14 protein-coding genes are annotated in these 17,833 nt (G+C 62.9%); 13 read left to right on the top strand and 1 reads right to left on the bottom strand.

Annotated elements, in window-relative coordinates:
- Positions 1 to 54: 54 nt before the first annotated feature.
- The 13 genes from WBN73_RS16130 (at position 55) to WBN73_RS16070 (ending at position 17,067) form a co-directional block, all read left to right on the top strand.
- Complete coding sequence (locus WBN73_RS16130; RefSeq protein WP_337340824.1) at positions 55 to 939, top strand: sugar phosphate isomerase/epimerase family protein; 885 nt, start codon at positions 55 to 57, stop codon at positions 937 to 939.
- 18 nt (positions 940 to 957) lie between these two features.
- The gene (locus WBN73_RS16125; protein ID WP_337340825.1) at positions 958 to 2,124 is read left to right on the top strand and encodes a Gfo/Idh/MocA family protein; all 1,167 of its coding nucleotides are present in this window, start codon (positions 958 to 960) and stop codon (positions 2,122 to 2,124) included.
- Positions 2,125 to 2,200: 76 nt separating this feature from the next.
- The gene (locus WBN73_RS16120) at positions 2,201 to 3,256 is read left to right on the top strand and encodes a LacI family DNA-binding transcriptional regulator (RefSeq protein ID WP_207596101.1); all 1,056 of its coding nucleotides are present in this window, start codon (positions 2,201 to 2,203) and stop codon (positions 3,254 to 3,256) included.
- A 98-nt stretch (positions 3,257 to 3,354) separates the two neighbouring features.
- Positions 3,355 to 4,761: a glucuronate isomerase gene (gene uxaC, locus WBN73_RS16115; RefSeq protein ID WP_337340826.1), complete on the top strand. Its 1,407-nt coding sequence runs from the start codon at positions 3,355 to 3,357 to the stop codon at positions 4,759 to 4,761.
- A complete protein-coding gene (locus WBN73_RS16110) occupies positions 4,758 to 6,128 on the top strand; it encodes a mannitol dehydrogenase family protein (protein ID WP_337340827.1) in 1,371 nt (456 codons plus the stop codon). Before uxaC ends, WBN73_RS16110 begins: the two co-directional genes overlap by 4 nt.
- A gap of 35 nt (positions 6,129 to 6,163) precedes the next feature.
- Positions 6,164 to 7,393 (top strand): D-mannonate dehydratase ManD, encoded by a 1,230-nt coding sequence (manD, locus tag WBN73_RS16105; RefSeq protein WP_089593517.1) that lies wholly within the window; start codon positions 6,164 to 6,166, stop codon positions 7,391 to 7,393.
- The gene (locus WBN73_RS16100) at positions 7,383 to 9,668 is read left to right on the top strand and encodes a gluconokinase, GntK/IdnK-type (protein WP_337340828.1); all 2,286 of its coding nucleotides are present in this window, start codon (positions 7,383 to 7,385) and stop codon (positions 9,666 to 9,668) included. The genes manD and WBN73_RS16100 overlap by 11 nt, the downstream gene beginning before the upstream one ends.
- Before the next feature lie 396 nt (positions 9,669 to 10,064).
- Positions 10,065 to 11,189 carry a multiple monosaccharide ABC transporter substrate-binding protein gene (gene chvE, locus WBN73_RS16095; RefSeq protein ID WP_311211442.1) on the top strand — a complete coding sequence of 375 codons (1,125 nt, stop codon included), beginning with the start codon at positions 10,065 to 10,067 and terminating at the stop codon, positions 11,187 to 11,189.
- A gap of 126 nt (positions 11,190 to 11,315) precedes the next feature.
- Positions 11,316 to 12,845, top strand: a complete 1,530-nt coding sequence (gene mmsA / locus WBN73_RS16090) for a multiple monosaccharide ABC transporter ATP-binding protein (protein WP_207596105.1) — start codon at positions 11,316 to 11,318, stop codon at positions 12,843 to 12,845.
- A 5-nt stretch (positions 12,846 to 12,850) separates the two neighbouring features.
- Positions 12,851 to 14,134 carry a multiple monosaccharide ABC transporter permease gene (gene mmsB / locus WBN73_RS16085; RefSeq protein ID WP_207596106.1) on the top strand — a complete coding sequence of 428 codons (1,284 nt, stop codon included), beginning with the start codon at positions 12,851 to 12,853 and terminating at the stop codon, positions 14,132 to 14,134.
- A gap of 117 nt (positions 14,135 to 14,251) precedes the next feature.
- A complete protein-coding gene (locus WBN73_RS16080) occupies positions 14,252 to 15,238 on the top strand; it encodes a LacI family DNA-binding transcriptional regulator (protein ID WP_337340851.1) in 987 nt (328 codons plus the stop codon).
- Positions 15,239 to 15,264: 26 nt separating this feature from the next.
- The gene (gene pyrE / locus WBN73_RS16075) at positions 15,265 to 15,837 is read left to right on the top strand and encodes an orotate phosphoribosyltransferase (protein WP_207596107.1); all 573 of its coding nucleotides are present in this window, start codon (positions 15,265 to 15,267) and stop codon (positions 15,835 to 15,837) included.
- 105 nt (positions 15,838 to 15,942) lie between these two features.
- Positions 15,943 to 17,067: an alpha/beta hydrolase gene (locus tag WBN73_RS16070; RefSeq protein WP_337340829.1), complete on the top strand. Its 1,125-nt coding sequence runs from the start codon at positions 15,943 to 15,945 to the stop codon at positions 17,065 to 17,067.
- Positions 17,068 to 17,097: 30 nt separating this feature from the next.
- Here WBN73_RS16070 and WBN73_RS16065 read toward each other — a convergent pair whose 3' ends face one another.
- Positions 17,098 to 17,832 (bottom strand): tyrosine-protein phosphatase, encoded by a 735-nt coding sequence (locus tag WBN73_RS16065; protein ID WP_337340830.1) that lies wholly within the window; start codon positions 17,830 to 17,832, stop codon positions 17,098 to 17,100.
- Position 17,833: the final 1 nt, after the last annotated feature.

The raw sequence follows: 17,833 nt of genomic DNA, 5'->3' as shown, positions 1-17,833 counted from the left end.
GCACCCATCAAACATCCCAGGGTCCGGAAGGGCCCGGAAACCCCGGAGGAAAAAGTGGCCACAATAGGCGTCCAAGCCATGATGCTGAAGGACAGTTTTGCAGACGTCGGAGCGTTCGAAACGCTCCGCAAGGTCAGCGCGATCGGCTATAACGCCGTCGAGATTTCCCAAATCCCCATGACTCCGGAGAACGTGGGTGAACTGGACCGCTCCCGTACGGAGCTGGGCATGGACATCGCAGCGCTCTCGGTCAATATCGAAGGCCGCAAGGGCATGCCCGTGGAATCACTGGCGGACAACTTCGACAAGATCGTGGACGACGCCAAGCGCCTGGACTCGTCCTTGCTGCGCATCGGCATGCTTCCGTTCGGGGCCATGAGGTCCTTGGACTCGGTGGTTGAATTCGCCAAGCAAGCCAACGGCTACGCTGAACGCCTCCAGGAGCACGGCATCAGCCTCTATTACCACAACCATCACATTGAGTTCGCAAAGTTTGACGGCAAGTACATGCTGGACATCATCGCCGAGAACTCCCCGGCCATGGGCATGGAAATTGACGTCCACTGGGTCCAACGCGGTGGCTTGGACCCAGTACGCACCCTCGAAAAATACGCGGGCAAGACTGCCATGGTTCACCTCAAGGACTACAGGATTGGTCAACTGCCGGAATCGTCCTTCGGGCTCCTGGAGAAGGGCGATTTCCCCGGCTTCATGGCCGAGTTCCGCAACGTGGTGCAGTTCGCCGAAGTGGGAGAGGGCAACCTGGACTTCCCGTCCATCGTTCCCGCCGCCGTGGCCGCGGGGGCCAAGTACCTCCTGGTGGAGCAGGACGAGCTCTATGGGCGGACCGTGTGGGATGCGCTCCAGACCTCATACGACAACCTGGTGGCCATGGGCCACGCCGACCTTTTCCAGAATTCAACAAGTTTCAGTTCTTAGACACGGGAGATTGCAGTCATGAGCAAGAAAGTACGCCTCGGCATCATCGGCTTGGGCCAACAGGGCGGCGCTTACGCCAAGTTCATCGCCGACGGCCTCGTGCCGAACATGGAGATCGCCGCCATCTGCGACATCGATCCCGCCAAGAAGGAGCTGGCCGCTACCCAGTACCCGGATGTCCCGTTCTTCGACGACTACATCACGATGCTGGAGAGCGGTTCCGTGGACGCGATCGTCACCTGCGTGCCGCATTTCCTGCACCCGGAGATGGGCATCGAGACACTCAAGCGCAATATCCACGCGCTCGTGGAGAAGCCCGCCGGCGTTTACACCAAGCAGGTCAAGGAGCTCAACGAGTTCGCGGCCTCCAAACCGGAGCTCTCCTTCGGCATCATGTTCAACCAGCGCAACAACCCGCTGTACAAGAAGCTCAAGGAAATCGTCGATAACGGCGAGATAGGCAGCATCCGGCGCACCAACTGGATCATCACCAACTGGTGGCGTCCCCAGGGCTACTACAACTCCAGCGAATGGCGCGCCACCTGGGGCGGCGAAGGCGGCGGCGTCCTGGTTAACCAGGCGCCGCACCAGCTGGACCTCTGGCAGTGGATCTGCGGCGTCCCCAAGTCCGTGTACTCGAAAGTGGCGTTCGGCTTCCGCCGCGATATCGCCGTCGAGGACGAGGTCACCGCGGTAGTGGATTATGGCAACGGCGCCACTGGCGTTTTCGTCACGGCCACCCATGACATTGTGGGAACGGACCGGTTCGAAATCCTGGGCGACCAGGGCAAGATCGTGGTGGAGGGCAGCAAGGTTGCCACCGTGACCCGCTTGGTCAAGCCGGAACGGGAAATCAGCGATGCGATGGGCATGGACGACGTCCGCAAGCTCTTCATGGGCCAGCTGAACCGCGACGAGTTGTACACCAGCGAGGTCATTGAGTTCGAGTCCGTGTGGGGCGGCCAGCACGCAGGTGTCCTGGAGAACTTCGCTGCCAACATCCTGGACGGAACGCCGCTGCTGGCTCCGGGGTCCGATGGCATCAACGGTGTCCGCCTGGCCAACGCCATCCACCTCTCGGCCTGGACCGGCAAGGAAGTATCACTGGACTTTGATGAGGACGAGTTCCTGCATGAGCTCAATAAGCGCATCGCGGAAGAGGGCAAGTTCCCCGAGCGTTCCTAACAAACGCGAAACGGGCCGGTTGCTGATTTATTTGGCAACCGGCCTTTTTTGTTGCCAAGCGGTCTACGATGGAGCGGTGACTGACGTGACGAGCATTGGAACAGCAACCACGCCCACCAAACGAGGCCGGGGGGAGAAGTCCTCTGCCACGATCTACGACATCGCGAAGCTGGCGGGCGTGAATCCCTCCACTGTGTCCCGCGCCCTGAGTAAGCCTGGCCGCGTTAGCGCCAAGACGCAGAAGATTATTGAGGATGCGGCAGCGGAGCTGAATTATCAGGTCAACCCCTTCGCGCGGGCCTTGCCCACCGGCCGCACCCAGACCATCGGCTTGATCGTCGCGGACATCACCAACCCCACGTTCTTCGACATCATCCGCGGCGCTGAAACCACCGGCTCAGCCCGCGATTACACGTTGGTTCTGGCTGAGTCTGCCGAGTCGCCGGAGACTGAGGTAACCGCCGCCCGGCGCCTCCTCAGCACGGTGGACGGCCTTATTTTGGCCAGCCCGCGCATGGATGACGACCACATCCGCGCCTTGGCCGCGGACAAACCCGTGGCCGTCATCAACCGCGAGATCCAAGGTGTGCCGTGCGTTGTTCCCGACGTCAACAAGGGCATCAGCGAAGCCGTGCGCAGTTTGGCCGCCAATGGCCACGAAAAGCTGGCGTACGTCGCCGGCCCCAAGCAGTCCTGGATGACGGCCCGCCGTTGGGAAGGCGTCAAAGCCGCCGCCGAATGGTCCAAGCTGAGCGCGGTGCGCCTCGAGTCGTCCAAACCAACGGTCGACGGCGGCCGGCAGGTTGCGCGCGACGTCCTGGAGAGCGGTGCCACGGCGGTCATCACCTACAACGACCTCCTGGCCATTGGCTTGATGCAGGAATTGCAGGCCGGGGGCATGCGCGTTCCGGACCAGATCAGCATTGTTGGCTTTGACGACATTTTTGGCGCCGATTTCACTACTCCCGCCCTGACCACGGTCCGCTCGCCGTTGGGAGAGTGCGGTACCCGCGCCGTGACCATCCTGCTGGACATGCTCCAAGGCCAGGACGCCCCGGGCGAAGCTGTCCGGGTGGAAACGGAGCTCGTGGTGCGCGGCTCCAGTGGACGGCTGTTGGTTCAGCCCACCTGAGGAACGCCAATGGCCGTGCTGGGCGGCCGCCCAGCAACTAGTTGGCAATTTTTGGCAACCGGTTGACAAAAGTTGGACCGGACCGCCAAGATTGACCTATGTCACAGTCCATCGCAGCACACCCTGACAGGCTCCTGCCCGCAGATCCCGGGACGCGCAGCATCGCGCGGTCCTTGCTGGAGCGCGTCCAGGACCTGCCCATCATTTCCCCGCACGGCCACGTTGACGCCGCAGTCATCGAGCAGAACACGCCGTTCCCCGATCCTGCTGCGCTCCTGGTCAGCCCGGATCACTACGTCACCCGCCTGATCCACGCCAACGGAGTTCCGATGGATCAGCTGCTGGCAGGCACCGCGTCCGCCCCGGAGTCCAGGGAGATCTGGCGGACCTTTGTCCAGGCCTGGCCGCTCTTCGAAGGCACTGCCTCCGGATATTGGCTGCGCACCCAGTTCAACGATGTGTTCAAACTCGGTGCGGACCTCAGTGAGCTGTCCGCAGATGCAAGTTACGACGCTATTGCTGCCAAGTTGGTGGAACCCGACTTCCGTCCGCGGCAGCTCTTCAAGGACTTCAATATCGAGGTCCTCGCCACCACGGATGATCCGCTGGACAGTTTGGCCAGCCACAAGGCACTCACCGAAGATCCGAGCTTCAATGGCCGCGTCGTGCCCACGTTCCGCCCGGACGCCTACCTGAATGTGGCCCACCCCAGCTGGAGTGCCAACGTCGATCGCCTCATCGAGACCGCGGCTGATGGCGCCACCGGCTACGCCGGCTACATCGCCGCCCTGGAAAACCGGCGTCGTTATTTCGTAGAGCATGGCGCGGTATCGGCGGACCATGGCGTCCGCACCCCGGCCACCCTCAAGCTTGATGCCGCGGAAGCAGAAACGCTCTTTGAACGTGCCCGTGCCGGGAGCGCAACTGCGGAAGACCGCGACGCCTTCGAGGCCCACATGATGTACCAAATGGCCCGGATGTCCGTGGAGGACGGCCTGGTCATGACCATCCACCCGGGTTCGTACCGGAACCACCACGGCCCTACGTTCGAGTCCTTTGGTGCCGATACCGGTCACGACATTCCGTTCGCCGTGAACTACACCGAGGCCATCCGTCCGTTGCTGCAGGATTTCGGTACGGCCAAGGACTTCCACGTGGTGCTCTTCACGCTCGACGAAACCGTCTTTTCCCGCGAACTGGCACCGCTGGCAGGTTTCTATCCGTCCGTGTACATCGGTGCCCCGTGGTGGTTCCTCGATGCGCCGGACGCCATGCTGCGCTTCCGCTCCGCCGTCACCGAAACGGCTGGCTTCTCGCGGTCCTCCGGCTTCATCGACGACACCCGCGCCTTCTGCTCCATCCCGGCACGGCACGACGCCTCCCGCAGGATCGAAGCCGCCTTCCTCGCGCGCCTCGTGGCCGAGCACCGCGTCACTGAAGACCGCGCGCACGAGCTGATTCTCGACGTCGTCGATTCCTCCCCGCGCAGGGTGTTTAAGCTGTGAACGCCGGGCTTCCGCGTCTCAACCGCGAGACCCGCCCCGCCGGCAAGGCGCCGGTCCGGATTGTCCACCTGGGCCTCGGTGCCTTCCACCGTTCGCACCAGGCCTGGTACACGCAGCACGCCGCCGACGCGGGGGAGTGGGGAATCGCCTCCTTCACCGGCCGCCGACCGGACGCCGCTGATGTCCTCGCCGGACAGGACGGTTTGTTTACCGTGGTGGAGCGATCCGACGCCGGTGACTCCTTTGAGGTAGTGGGCAGCATCGTCGAAGCCGTGGATGGCGCCAACGTTGGCCGGCTGGTTGAACTGGTCGCCGCGCCGCAGACCGCCGTGGTCACCCTGACCATCACAGAGGCAGCGTACGGCCTCGGTGCCGGCGACGCCCCGCTGCTGCTTTCCGGCCAAGAGCCCGCGACGCCGTTGGGCCGCTTGGTCCTGGGCCTCGCCGCGCGTAAGGATGCCGATGCCGGCCCCCTGGCCGTCGTTTCGTGCGACAACCTTTCGGACAACGGAAACGTCACCCGGGATGGCGTGCTGGGTATCGCCGGAGAATTCGACGGCGGCCTGGCCGTCTGGATCGAGGCGAACGTGAGCTTCGTGAGCACGTCAGTTGACCGGATTACACCCCGAACAACTGCGGATGACGTTGCCCTGGTGAGTGAAAAGTGCGGCTACCGGGACGACGCTCCGGTGGTCACTGAACCTTTCCGCAACTGGGTACTGAGCGGAAACTTCCCTGCAGGCCGTCCCCGGTGGGAGGACGCCGGGGCTGTCTTTGTGGATGACATCGAGCCCTATGAAAACCGCAAGCTCTGGCTTCTCAATGGTGCGCACTCCATCCTGGCCTACGCCGGGCAACTGCGTGGGCACTCGACGGTGGCCGAAGCACTTGCCGATCCCGTATGCCTGCGGGCTGTCGAAGATTTCTGGGACGAAGCGTCCAGGCACCTTGCCAATGACGACCTGGGCATTCCCGAGTACAGGGAGGCGCTTCTGCAGCGCTTTGGCAACTCCCGGATTGCACACTACTTGGCCCAGATCGCTGTGGATGCCAGCACCAAACTGCGCATGCGGGCCGTCCCTGTACTCCGCGCCGAACGCGCAGCAGGGCGAACCGGTGAAGCCGCGGCCCGGATGATCGCAGTGTGGGCCGCGTACGTGGAAACGAACGCCGGCCTGCAGGATCCCCGTGCGTCGGAGGTGGAGCATGCCAACCAGCTTTCCGGCCTGGACCGCATTGCTGCGCTGGTGTCGTTACTGGATGCCGGGCTTGCAGGGGAGCCCGCCGTCGTGGAACTGGTCCATCGGCTTGGCCAAGCATTCGCAGCACAGGCGCAACCGGTTGCCATCAGTGGTAATCCAACCTAACCCTTCAACCCAGCCACATCCCGAAAGGAAAAGCTGTGAAAATCATTGCCGCTGAAGTCTTTGTGACCAGCCCGTCCCGGAACTTCGTCACCTTGCGCATCACCACGGAGGACGGTGTGACGGGCATCGGTGACGCGACCCTCAACGGCCGGGAACTCGCCGTGGCCGCGTACCTCAAGGAGCATGTTGCGCAGTTGCTGATCGGGAAGGATCCGCACCGGATCGAGGACACGTGGCAGTTCCTGTACCGCAGCTCCTACTGGCGCCGCGGGCCCGTCACCATGGCGGCCATCGCCGCCGTCGACATGGCACTGTGGGACATCAAAGGCAAGGTTGCCGGCCTGCCGGTGTACCAGCTGCTGGGAGGGGCTTCCCGTAACGGTCTGCGCGCTTACGGCCACGCATCCGGCGCTGACATTCCGTCGCTGTTCGACTCCGTTCGCGAACACTTGGAGCTGGGCTACAAGTCCATCCGCATCCAGACTGCCGTCCCCGGCATCAAGGCCGTCTATGGTGTTGCCGCCCAGGCCCAGGCCTCGGGCGAACGCTACGACTACGAGCCCGCCGGCCGCGGCAACTTCCCGTTGGAAGAAGACTGGGACACCCGCGCCTACCTGCGCCACTTGCCCACCGTTTTCGAGGCGGTGCGCAACGAGTTCGGCCCGGAAATCCCGCTGCTGCATGATGGCCACCACCGCATGACGCCCATCCAGGCCGCCAAGCTCGGCAAGGCCCTGGAACCGTACGACCTCTTTTGGTTGGAGGACTGCACCCCCGCCGAGAACCAGGAAGGGCTGCGCCTGGTCCGCCAGCACACCACCACCCCGCTGGCCATCGGCGAAATTTTCAACACCGTGTATGACTTCCAGACCCTCATCAAGGAACAGCTGATCGACTACGTCCGCGCAGCCTCCACCCACTTCGGCGGCATCTCACCGCTGAAGAAGGTCATGGACTTCGCCGCGCAGTACCAGATCAAGTCCGGGTTCCACGGCCCCACGGACATCTCCCCGGTGGGCTTCGCCGCCCAGCTGCACGTAGGCCTGGCCATCCACAACTACGGCATCCAGGAATACATGCAGCACTCTGACAAGACCAACGAGGTCTTCCAGCAGTCCATGACCTTCAAGGACGGCTACCTGCACCCGGGCGACAACCCCGGTATCGGCGTCGAATTCAATGAAGAAGCAGCCGCCGCGTTCCCGTACCAGCAGGCCTACCTGCCGTACAACCGCCTCGTGGACGGCACTGTTCATGACTGGTAAACCTGCCGGCTCTGAAGATGGGCACCGCCACCACATCGTAGTGATGGGCGTGGCCGGCTGCGGCAAGAGCACCGTGGGCGCCGCGCTCGCGGACCGTATTGGCGCTGAATTCCTCGACGGCGATTCGCTGCACCCTCAGGCGAACATCGACAAGATGGCCTCGGGTACTCCGCTGAACGACGACGACCGCGCACCATGGCTGGCCGAGATCGGCAGGCGGTTCCCGGCGTCGAACTCTGCTCTTGTCATCGCGTGCAGCGCGCTCAAGCGCTCCTACCGGAACATCATCCGCAGCGCCGATCCATCCGTGGTGTTCGTGCACCTGCACGGCACCCGTGAGTTGCTGAATGCCCGTATGACTGCCCGTCCCGGGCACTTCATGCCGGCCTCGCTGCTGGACTCGCAACTGGCTGCGTTGGAAGCGCTCGACGACGACGAGGCCGGGATCGTCGTGGACACCGCATCGCCCGTGGAGGACATCGTGAATGACGTACATGCCGCGCTGACAGGCCAGTCCGCAGCGTACGCCGGGCCGCACTTGGTGGATTTGGCAGCGGCTCCCTACAACCTGGATGACGCCGCGGTGGAGTGGGTGGAGAACACCATTGGCTCCATGACGCTGGAAGAGAAGATCGGCCAGCTGTTCATCAATCACAACAACGATTACTCCCCGGCATATCTTGACGGCGTGCTGGAGAACTTCCACGTGGGCGGTATGCGGTACCGGCCAGGGCCCTCGTCCGCCGTGCAGGAACACATCCGTTACGCCCAGTCCAAAACCCGGATTCCGCTGTTGATCGCGTCCAATCCGGAGATGGGCGGCGCCGGCAGTTGCGACGACGGCACGTTCGTTTCCACGCACTTGCAGGCGGGCTCGCATCCGGACAAGGCCATTGCGCGGCAGATGGGCCAGGTGGCCGGCGTCGAGACTGCCGCGCTGGGCTGCAACTGGGCCTTCGCGCCGATCGTGGACATTCACTACAACTGGCGCAACACGGTCATTTCCACGCGGGCTTTCGGCAACACCGCGGAGATTGTGGTGGAGCGGGCCAAGGAATACTTCGACGGCATCAGCGAATCACCCACCGTCTGCGCCATGAAGCACTTCCCGGGGGACGGCATTGACGAACGTGATCAACACGTAGTCACGTCCTACAACACCCTTGGCTATGACGACTGGAACGCCAGCTACGGTCACGTGTACCGCGAAATGATCGGGCACGGTGTGCAGTCCATCATGGTGGGCCACATCGGCGCTCCCGAGCTGTCCCGGCATTTCCGGCCAGGCTTGTCGGACGCTGAAATCCTCCCGGCCACGCTGGCGCCTGAGTTGTTGCAGGACCTGCTGCGTGGCGAACTGGGCTTCAATGGGCTGGTCCTCACGGATGCGTCCCTCATGGTGGGGCTGACACAGGCCATGAAGCGGCGCGACCTTGTACCTGCGACCATCGCGGCCGGCTGCGACATGTTCCTGTTCTTCCGGAACCCGGAGGAGGACTTCGGGTACATGCTGGATGGCTACAAGTCCGGGGTCATCAGCGAGGGGCGTTTGCAGGATGCCCTGCGGCGGATCCTGGGCCTGAAGGCGAGCCTCGGCTTGCACCTCGCGTCGCGGGAATCGTTGGTTCCGTCGGCCGAAGCCTTGGCCGCCATCGGCAGTGAGGCCCACCGTGCCATTGCTGCGGACGTTGCTGACAAGACCGTCACGCTGGTGAAGGACACCGCCCGCAACCTGCCCATCACCCCTCGGACGCATCCGCGGATCCGCCTCTACGGCATCTCCAGTGGCGCCGACTTCACCCGCGCCGATCCCCTGGCCTACCTGGACACCGTCCGGGAAGAGCTGGAAGCCGCAGGATTTGAGGTCAGCGTCTTCAGGACCGCTGAACAGCGCGAGGCTGCGGGGGAGGCCGGCATGAACTTCATGCGGGTCCTGTCCGAGGAAGCCACGGGCGACTATGCGGAGCGGTATGACGCCGCTTTCGTCTTCGCCAATGTGAAGGGTTTCGCACAGGAGGCTTCCATCCGAATCAAGTGGTCCTCGCCCATGGCCGCCGAAATTCCTTGGTATGCCACGGAGGTTCCCACGGTGTTTGTTTCCTTGAACCAGCCGAACCACTTGATCGACGTGCCCATGGTCAAGACCGCCATTCACGCACACGCGGCAACGCGCGAGGCCATCCGGGCGACCATTCAAAAGATCCAGGGCAAGTCCGGGTTCCAGGGGACGTTCAACCAGAACGTCTTCTGCGATTCGTTCGACACCCACCTCTGATTTCCCTGTTCCCAGCAGGGAAGAGCTCCTTGCGGCCATCACGCCAGGAGCGATCCCAGCCCGGTACCGCCCACAAAGCGGTGCCGGGCTTTTTCCTGCCCCTCCGGGGGGGCTTGGTCCTGCCGTCCGGAACGTTGCAGGCGGTCGAAGTGGCCAATTGTGAACGCTAACAACGTTTCAAGTCAAGAGTCCCGGGGATGGTCCGGGTCTGCAATCAATTCGTGATCCACGGCACTTGACCGACGGTATTGTTAGCGTTCACAATGGCAGTCGCATCACTTTTCACCGGCATGTGCCGCCCCCAGCACACAGGCCACCCAGCTTTACCGTGCCGGACGCGCAGATGCTCCGGCTGCATCAGAGTTCGCGGCAATGCTGCCGCGGAAGGAGAGCATCGTGAGATTGAAAAAACTCCTGGGCGCCGTAGCGGTTGTCCTGACCTTGACCGTGGGAGCCACGGGCTGCGGAAGCCGTGGAGGCACTGCGGAGTCCACCAGCAGCGCGAACCCCAGCGATTCCCTGGTGGGCATTTCGATGCCTACCCAGACCTCCGAACGCTGGATCGCGGATGGCGCCAACGTGGAGAAGTCCCTGAAGGACCTCGGCTACAAGACGGACCTTCAGTTCGCCAACGACGACATTCCTACGCAGGTTTCCCAGATTGAGAACATGCTGACCAAGGGCGCGAAGGCCTTGATCATCGCGGCCATCGATGGCACCACCCTGACCGACGTCCTGGCCAAAGCCAAGGAGCAGAACGTCAAGGTCATCGCCTATGACCGGCTCATCAACGGAACACCGAACGTGGACTACTACACCACCTTCGACAACTACACCGTGGGCGTCCAACAGGCTACCTCGCTGCTGACCGGGCTTGGCCTGGTTGACGCCAGCGGCAAGAAGGTAGAGGGCAAGGGCCCGTTCAACGTAGAGCTGTTCGCGGGAAGCCCGGACGACAACAACGCCAACTTCTTCTGGACCGGCGCCATGGACACCCTCAAGCCGTACCTGGATGCCGGTACGTTGAAGGTCCCCAGCGGTCAGACCAAGTTTGAGCAGGCAGCCATCCTGCGCTGGCAGGCACCAGTAGCCCAGAAGCGCATGGAAGACATCCTTACCTCGGCCTACAGCTCCGGCACCAAGCTGGACGGCGTTCTGTCCCCGTACGACGGCCTTTCCATCGGTATCATTTCCGCCCTGACCAGCACCGGCGGCTACTCCACCGGAAGCCTTCCCGTGGTCACCGGACAGGATGCAGAAAAGGGCTCCGTTAAGTCCATCGTCGCAGGCGAGCAGTACTCCACGATCTTCAAGGACACCCGCCAGCTCGGCGCTCAGGCCGTGAAGATGGTGGACGCTGTCCTCAAGGGCACCGAGCCGGAAACCAATGACACCAAGACCTACAACAACAAGGTCAAGGTTGTTCCGGCCTTCCTGCTGAAGTCCGTCATCATCACGAAGGACAACTTCCAGAAGGAACTCATCGACTCGGGCTACTACAAGGAATCCGACGTCAAGTAAGTAGTTCCCGGTCTGTGGTCCCGCCGCCCTGTGCTGCAGCGCGCAGTGCGGCGGGACCGCAGCCTCCCTCAGAGCCTGTCGAGTCCTCGGCCCGGCCAAGTTCCAACCAGTCAGCGGGAATTGACGATGAACGTACCCATTCTTCAAATGCGAGGAATCACCAAGACCTTCCCCGGGGTAAAAGCCCTGCAGGACGTCACCCTGGACGTCAACCGAGGTGAGGTTCATGCCATCTGTGGTGAGAACGGCGCCGGGAAGTCCACCCTCATGAAAGTGCTCTCCGGCGTTTACGCCCACAACACTTTCGACGGCGACATCCTTTTCGAGAACGAACCCTGCGAATTTTCAAGCATCACGGACAGCGAAAAGCGCGGCATCGTGATCATCCACCAGGAACTGGCCCTGAGCCCGTACCTGTCCATCGCCGAGAACATCTACCTCGGCAACGAGCTGGCCAGGAACGGCTGGGTGGACTGGCGGAAGACCAATCTGGAAGCCGCCAAGCTGCTGGCCCGGGTGGGCCTCAGTGAAAATCCGGTGACCCCCATCCAGCACATCAGTGTTGGCAAGCAGCAACTGGTGGAGATCGCCAAGGCACTGTCCAAAGAGGTCAAACTCCTCATTCTGGACGAGCCGACCGCGGCGCTGAACGATGAAGACTCAGACCACTTGCTGGACCTCATCCTTCACCTCAAGGGCCAGGGCGTCACCAGCATCATCATCAGCCACAAACTCAACGAGATCCGCAAAGTGGCAGACGCCGTCACCATCATCCGCGATGGCAAGTCCATCGAGACCCTGCGGCTGGATCAGGGCCAGATCACGCAGGAACGCATCATCCGTGGAATGGTGGGCCGCGACCTTGAAAGCCTCTATCCGGACCGGACTCCCAATATCGGCGAGGAAGTCCTCCGCATCGAGGATTGGACTGTCCAGCATCCCCAGGACCATTCCCGCATGGTGGTGAACAATGCCAGCCTGAACGTACGCAAGGGTGAAGTTGTAGGGCTGGCAGGCCTCATGGGTGCCGGCCGGACCGAGCTGGCCATGAGCGTCTTTGGCCGGACGTACGGGCGGGCAGTATCGGGCAAGGTTTACAAGTACGGGGAAGAAATCAACACTTCCACCGTTTCCGATGCCATCGAACACGGGATCGCCTACGCAACCGAGGACCGGAAGCACTACGGCCTGAACCTGATCGAGGACATCAAGCGCAACATCTCCATGGCCGCACTGAACAAGCTGGCCAAGCGCGGCTGGGTGGACGGCAACAAAGAGACCACCGTAGCCAACCACTACCGCCAGAGCATGAACATCAAAGCTCCCTCCGTTGCTGCCATCACGGGCAAACTCTCGGGTGGAAACCAGCAAAAGGTAGTGCTGAGCAAATGGATGTTCTCAGACCCGGACGTCCTGATCCTGGACGAACCAACCCGTGGAATCGACGTCGGCGCCAAGTTTGAGATCTACACCATCATTGCCGAGCTGGCAGCCGCGGGGAAAGCAGTCATTGTGATCTCCTCTGAGCTTCCGGAGCTCCTGGGCATCTGCGACAGGATCTATACCCTGTCCGCAGGCCACATCACCGGCGAAGTCCCCATCGCCGAAGCCACCCAGGAAACCCTCATGCACTACATGACCCAAGAGAAGGAATAGCGAACATGTCCGCCCTACGAGAATCCCTTGGCTTCCTCACAAGCCGCCTCCGCCAGGTAGGCATCTTCGTCGCCCTGATCCTGATCGTCATCCTTTTCCAGGTCCTGACCGACGGCATCCTCCTGCAGCCGCAGAACGTCACCAACCTGGTAGTCCAGAACAGCTACATCCTGATCCTGGCCATCGGCATGGTGATGGTCATTATTGCCGGACACATTGACCTTTCCGTCGGGTCCATCGCAGGCTTCATCGGCGCTGTGGCCGGCGTGATGATCGTGCACTGGGGCTGGGCGTGGTGGCTCGCCATCCCGGCCTGCCTCCTGGTTGGCGCGTTGGTGGGAGCGTGGCAAGGCTACTGGATTGCCTATGTGGGCATTCCAGCCTTCATCGTCACCCTGGCCGGCATGCTCATCTTCCGTGGACTGACCCTCATCACCCTCAAGAACCAGCAGATCACCCCCTTCCCGAGCGAGCTCCGCGCACTGGGTGGCGGCTTCCTGCCGGACATCTCGGGGGGTACCTCCGTCCTGGAATGGTTGACGGTCATCCTTGGCGTCGGCGGCACGGCAGCCATCCTCTTCCAGGCATTGAAGGAACGCCGGGTACGCCGCAAGTTCAACCTGGAGAATGAGCCGATGGCCTGGTTCGCCGTCAAGAACGGCTTCATCGCAGTGCTGATGCTCATCATCACGTTCCTGCTGGCCAGCTACCGCGGAACCCCGATTGTCCTGATCGTCCTGGCTGTCCTGGTGATCGTCTACTCGGCACTGATGAACAACAGCATTTTCGGCCGCCACACGTACGCGATCGGTGGCAACCTCCACGCGGCCGAGCTTTCGGGCATCAAGACCAAGAAAGTCACCTTCCGCCTGTTCGTCAATATGGGTGTTTTGGCCGCGTTGGCAGGGCTGGTGTTCACGGCCCGCCTGAACTCGGCACAGCCTGCCGGTGGTACCGGCTTCGAACTCGACTCCATTGCTGCCGCTTTTATTGGTGGCGCAGCGGTCCAGGGCGGCATCGGCACGGTAGCCGGTGCCATGATCGGTGGCCTGATCATGGGCGTCCTGAACAACGGCATGTCCATCCTTGGCCTGGGTACCGATTACCAGCAGCTCATCAAGGGCTTGGTGCTCCTGCTCGCCGTTGGCTTCGACATCTTCAACAAGAACCGGACAGGTGCCGGTGGAGGGTCCTCAATGGGCCGTCGCTTCAAGTGGAAGACCACGCCTCCGGCAACCGAGGCGGCCCCTGCCGCCAAAGCGCAGCCCGTAGGCGTCGACGCTAAGTAGGAACCCATGTCTCGCGGCGAACATCCGCCTGCAGCGGGGTCCCGGGCGCAGCCCGGGGCCCCGCCGGGCCCGCCCGCCCCGCTGGACCCGCCCGCGCTGCCGGCCCGGCCTCCCGTCATGGGCGACGTCGCGAAGATGGCCGGGGTCTCGCATCAAACCGTTTCCCGTGTCCTGAACAACCATCCCAACGTCAGCGGAAAAACCAGGGAACGCGTGGAATCGGCCATTGCGCACCTTGGGTACAGGCGGAACACAGCAGCCCGCAGCCTGGTGACCCGGAGGTCCCGGACCATCGGGGTACTTGCGTGCGAAACGGGCCAGTTCGGTCCGGCGAACACGCTCCTCGGGGTGGAGCAGGCGGGCAGGGAAGCCGGGTACTTCGTCAGCATTGCGAATCTTCGCGAAGTCACCGGCGAAAGCATCAACGATGCCATTGCGCATTTCCGCAACCAGTCCGTGGACGGCATTGTCATCCTGGTTCCGCACCCCGATGTCCTGGCCGTCCTGCGTGACGTTTCAGTACCCGTGCCGATCGTTGCCGTAGGCGCAGGAGCCGGTAACCAACTGACGGGCGCCTCCCTCGACCAACGGCTGGGAGCCCGCCTTGCCGTCGACCACCTGATCGATCTGGGGCATCGCAGTATTGCCCACATCTCCGGCCCCCCGCACTGGATCGACGCTGCGGAGCGCATCAAAGGCTGGCAGGAAGCGCTCGGTGCTGCAGGGCTGGGAGCTGAGGTCCTCCTTGAAGGTGGGTGGGATGCCGCCTCGGGTTACCGTGCCGGCCTCGATCTCCTTCAGCACAAGAGCATCACCGCTGTCTTCGTCGCCAACGACCAGATGGCCGTTGGCGTCCTCCGCGCCGTCCAGGAAGCGGGACGCCATGTGCCCGGCGACATCAGCGTGGTGGGCTATGACGATCAACCGGAAGCTGAATTCTTCATGCCTCCCCTGACCTCCATCAAGCAGGACTTCGAGGAACTCGGCCGCCGCTGCATGGAGGCCGTGCTTCAACAGTTGGATGGAGAGCAGGCAAGCGGTGAACAAATGGTCAAGCCCCGCTTGGTGGTCCGCTCCACCACGGCCGCCCCTGCGCCTCGCTGAACGTCACTCCTACTAAACTAGGAGCCATGACCTCCACGCTTGATACTGCTGCTGCCCGCGCCCGCCTTCTTGAACTCATCAAGGAACTGGCGGTGGTCCGCGGCAAGGTGATCCTCTCCAGCGGCAAGGAAGCGGACTACTACATCGACCTCCGCCGCATCACCCTGCACCACGAGGCCTCCAAGCTGGTGGGCCAGGTCATGTTGGCAATGATCGACGACGCCGGCGTTTCAGTTGAGTGCGCGGGCGGACTCACCATGGGTGCCGACCCCGTCGGAACCGCTGTGATGCACGCCGCTGCCGACGCCGGCCGTGCCGTGGACGCCTTCGTGGTCCGCAAGGCCCAGAAGTCCTACGGCATGGGCCGCCAGGTGGAAGGTCCCTCCGTTGAGGGCCGCAACGTGGTGGTCCTCGAGGATACGTCCACCACCGGCGGGTCCGCGCTGACCGCCGTCGAAGGCGTCCGTAAAGCGGGCGGCAATGTGGTGGCCGTCGCCGTGATCGTCGACCGCGACACCGGCGCGAAAGAGAAGATCGAAGCCGAAACCGGCGTGCCGTACCTCTTCGCTTTCGGCAAGGACGAGCTGGGCCTCAGCTAAGGAGTTTTGTACAGCCGTTGACCGTAAAGGCGCATCTTAAGGGCATCAGCTGCACACAAACCATGGGGCTGTGAGGTACCACCTTCCGAAGCCTATGCTTGCTGCGTGGACGTTCAAGTAGGGAAGCTCCCGGCACCGGCGGAGGTGGATCAAAACCCCGCCGTGCCGGCTTCTCCTGAACCGGAGAAGGCAGAGGATCCGGGCGCATGGGCCCGGATCCTGCCTTACGCTGCCCGCCTCAAGAAGACGTCCCGCCGGAACTTCCTCATCACCGCCGGAGCCTCCGCGGCGCTGGCCGGGGACATGCTTTTCACCCGCCGTGTCCAGGCTGAACGGCGGGCTACCAAGATCCTCCGGGTTCCTGATCCGTACTCGGACTTGTACTTCCCCAAAGCCAGCTGGATCCTGTTCCCCGGGTACAAAACCAGCTGGGAAGAAGCCCAGTGGATCCTCAACTCACTGCGTCCTGCCCTGCACCAGCGCGGCCGCCTTGCCGCCGTCGGATATTCCAACCTGGGACTGGACGTGGACGAGATCGTCCGGGAAATCATCCTGCACGTCCGCGAACTGGAACTGGAGAAGCTCTACTTCTACGGCCACAGTTTCGGCGGGATGCTCGCCACCCAGGTGGCCGCCCGCCTCTTGGAACTGCACGGGGTGGAAACGCAGCTGATTGTCCTGGATTCGAGCCCGTTCAGCCGCGCCGACGTCCTGGACCAGAGCTGGTTCGACGGCGTCGTGTTCCTGTACGAGAATGGCTTCCGCATTCCGTCGGTCCTCCGAGGCGGCTATGAGCTGGGGGAGCGCGTGGCGCACAAGGACGAGCGCACGTGGCGGCAAATCCTCGACCAAAGCCTCGAACAGCTCTCGCCAATCGCTCCTTCCAGCGTGCTCATCCAGACGGAGTCGGCGTACATTTACCACTTTGACGGACTCCGCCTGGCCGGAAAGATCGGTGGCGCCAAGATGGCCTTTTTGGGCAACGCCAAGGACGGCACCGTGGATTACGAGTCGGCGCGTGCGGGGTGGAGCAAGGTCTTCGGCAACAATATGGCGTTGCCCACGCTCAGCACGGAAGGCGCACGGCCCGCCCACGCCAGCCCGCAATGGAACGGGAACATCTACCGCCCGCTGCTGGAACGGGTCCAGGACGAACTCCAGCCGCTCCCGCCCCAGCCTGAGGAGCCGTCGTACCAGGAGCCGAATGGCAGGGTCATCCGCCCGGCCTAGGTGCTGACCGGGCTAGCATAGGCCCCACGATTAACGCAGCGCGTCAACCTCGACGGCGGTAAGGCCTGCCTCGCGCAGGAAGCTCCGCGCATCGCCGAACTCCTCCGCGAGGGCAGCGAGGAAATGCCGCATCGCTGCTTCAGGGCTCTGCAGGACCATCAGCTCCGGGCTGAAATAGGCCGCAGGAGTGGAGGGGACATGCAGTCGCCACGTTTCAGCCATGACTTCCAACATGGTGGGAAGGCTGAGGGTGGTGGTGGTGTAATCCTCCACCACGGCATCCTCTGATCCGCCACCGGCCAGGAGTGCGATCGCCGACACCACCCCCGTGCGGTCCTTGCCCAGCGAGCAATGGACCAGCGTGCGCTTTCCGCGCGCAACGGGCCGCAGCGCATCAGCGACCCACTCCGGACGCATCTTGATCCAGCCGAGGTACAGCTCGCCCAGATCCTCCGCTGTCTCCACCGCATGGAGCGAGCCGGCGATTGCGTTCGGGTCCAGCGGGTTGTTCACGAGTTCGACGACGGGCGGGGCGACGGCGGCAGGCCGGGTACCGTCGTCGTGAACTTTGTCGTTTTGAACGGCTTCGTGGCCAGGGATCAGCCACGGAACCAGGGAACGCTCAAGCTCACTGCGCAGGTCCACGATCGCCTGGATGCCGTGCTCCGCCAGGAACCCCGACGTCGCAGCGGCATCCAAACCGAATGGCTGGCTCCCCCTGAGAATCCGGCCACCGGCCAGAGGACGCAGATTGAGCACAGCCATG

The organism is Paenarthrobacter sp. CCNWLY172, assembly GCF_037402035.1.
GTDB lineage: Bacteria > Actinomycetota > Actinomycetes > Actinomycetales > Micrococcaceae > Arthrobacter.
The sequence above is the reverse complement of the archived record's forward strand: the minus strand, read 5'-3'. Positions and strand labels throughout refer to the sequence as shown.

Bases quoted from the DNA above. Each gene is read 5' to 3' on its own strand.
- WBN73_RS16125 (WP_337340825.1), top strand. From the start codon at position 958: ATGAGCAAGAAAGTACGCCTCGGCATCATCGGCTTGGGCCAACAGGGC.
- uxaC (WP_337340826.1), top strand. From the start codon at position 3,355: ATGTCACAGTCCATCGCAGCACACCCTGACAGGCTCCTGCCCGCAGAT.
- WBN73_RS16100 (WP_337340828.1), top strand. From the start codon at position 7,383: ATGACTGGTAAACCTGCCGGCTCTGAAGATGGGCACCGCCACCACATC.
- mmsA (WP_207596105.1), top strand. From the start codon at position 11,316: ATGAACGTACCCATTCTTCAAATGCGAGGAATCACCAAGACCTTCCCC.
- mmsB (WP_207596106.1), top strand. From the start codon at position 12,851: ATGTCCGCCCTACGAGAATCCCTTGGCTTCCTCACAAGCCGCCTCCGC.
- WBN73_RS16080 (WP_337340851.1), top strand. From the start codon at position 14,252: ATGGGCGACGTCGCGAAGATGGCCGGGGTCTCGCATCAAACCGTTTCC.
- pyrE (WP_207596107.1), top strand. From the start codon at position 15,265: ATGACCTCCACGCTTGATACTGCTGCTGCCCGCGCCCGCCTTCTTGAA.
- WBN73_RS16065 (WP_337340830.1), bottom strand. From the start codon at position 17,832: ATGGCTGTGCTCAATCTGCGTCCTCTGGCCGGTGGCCGGATTCTCAGG.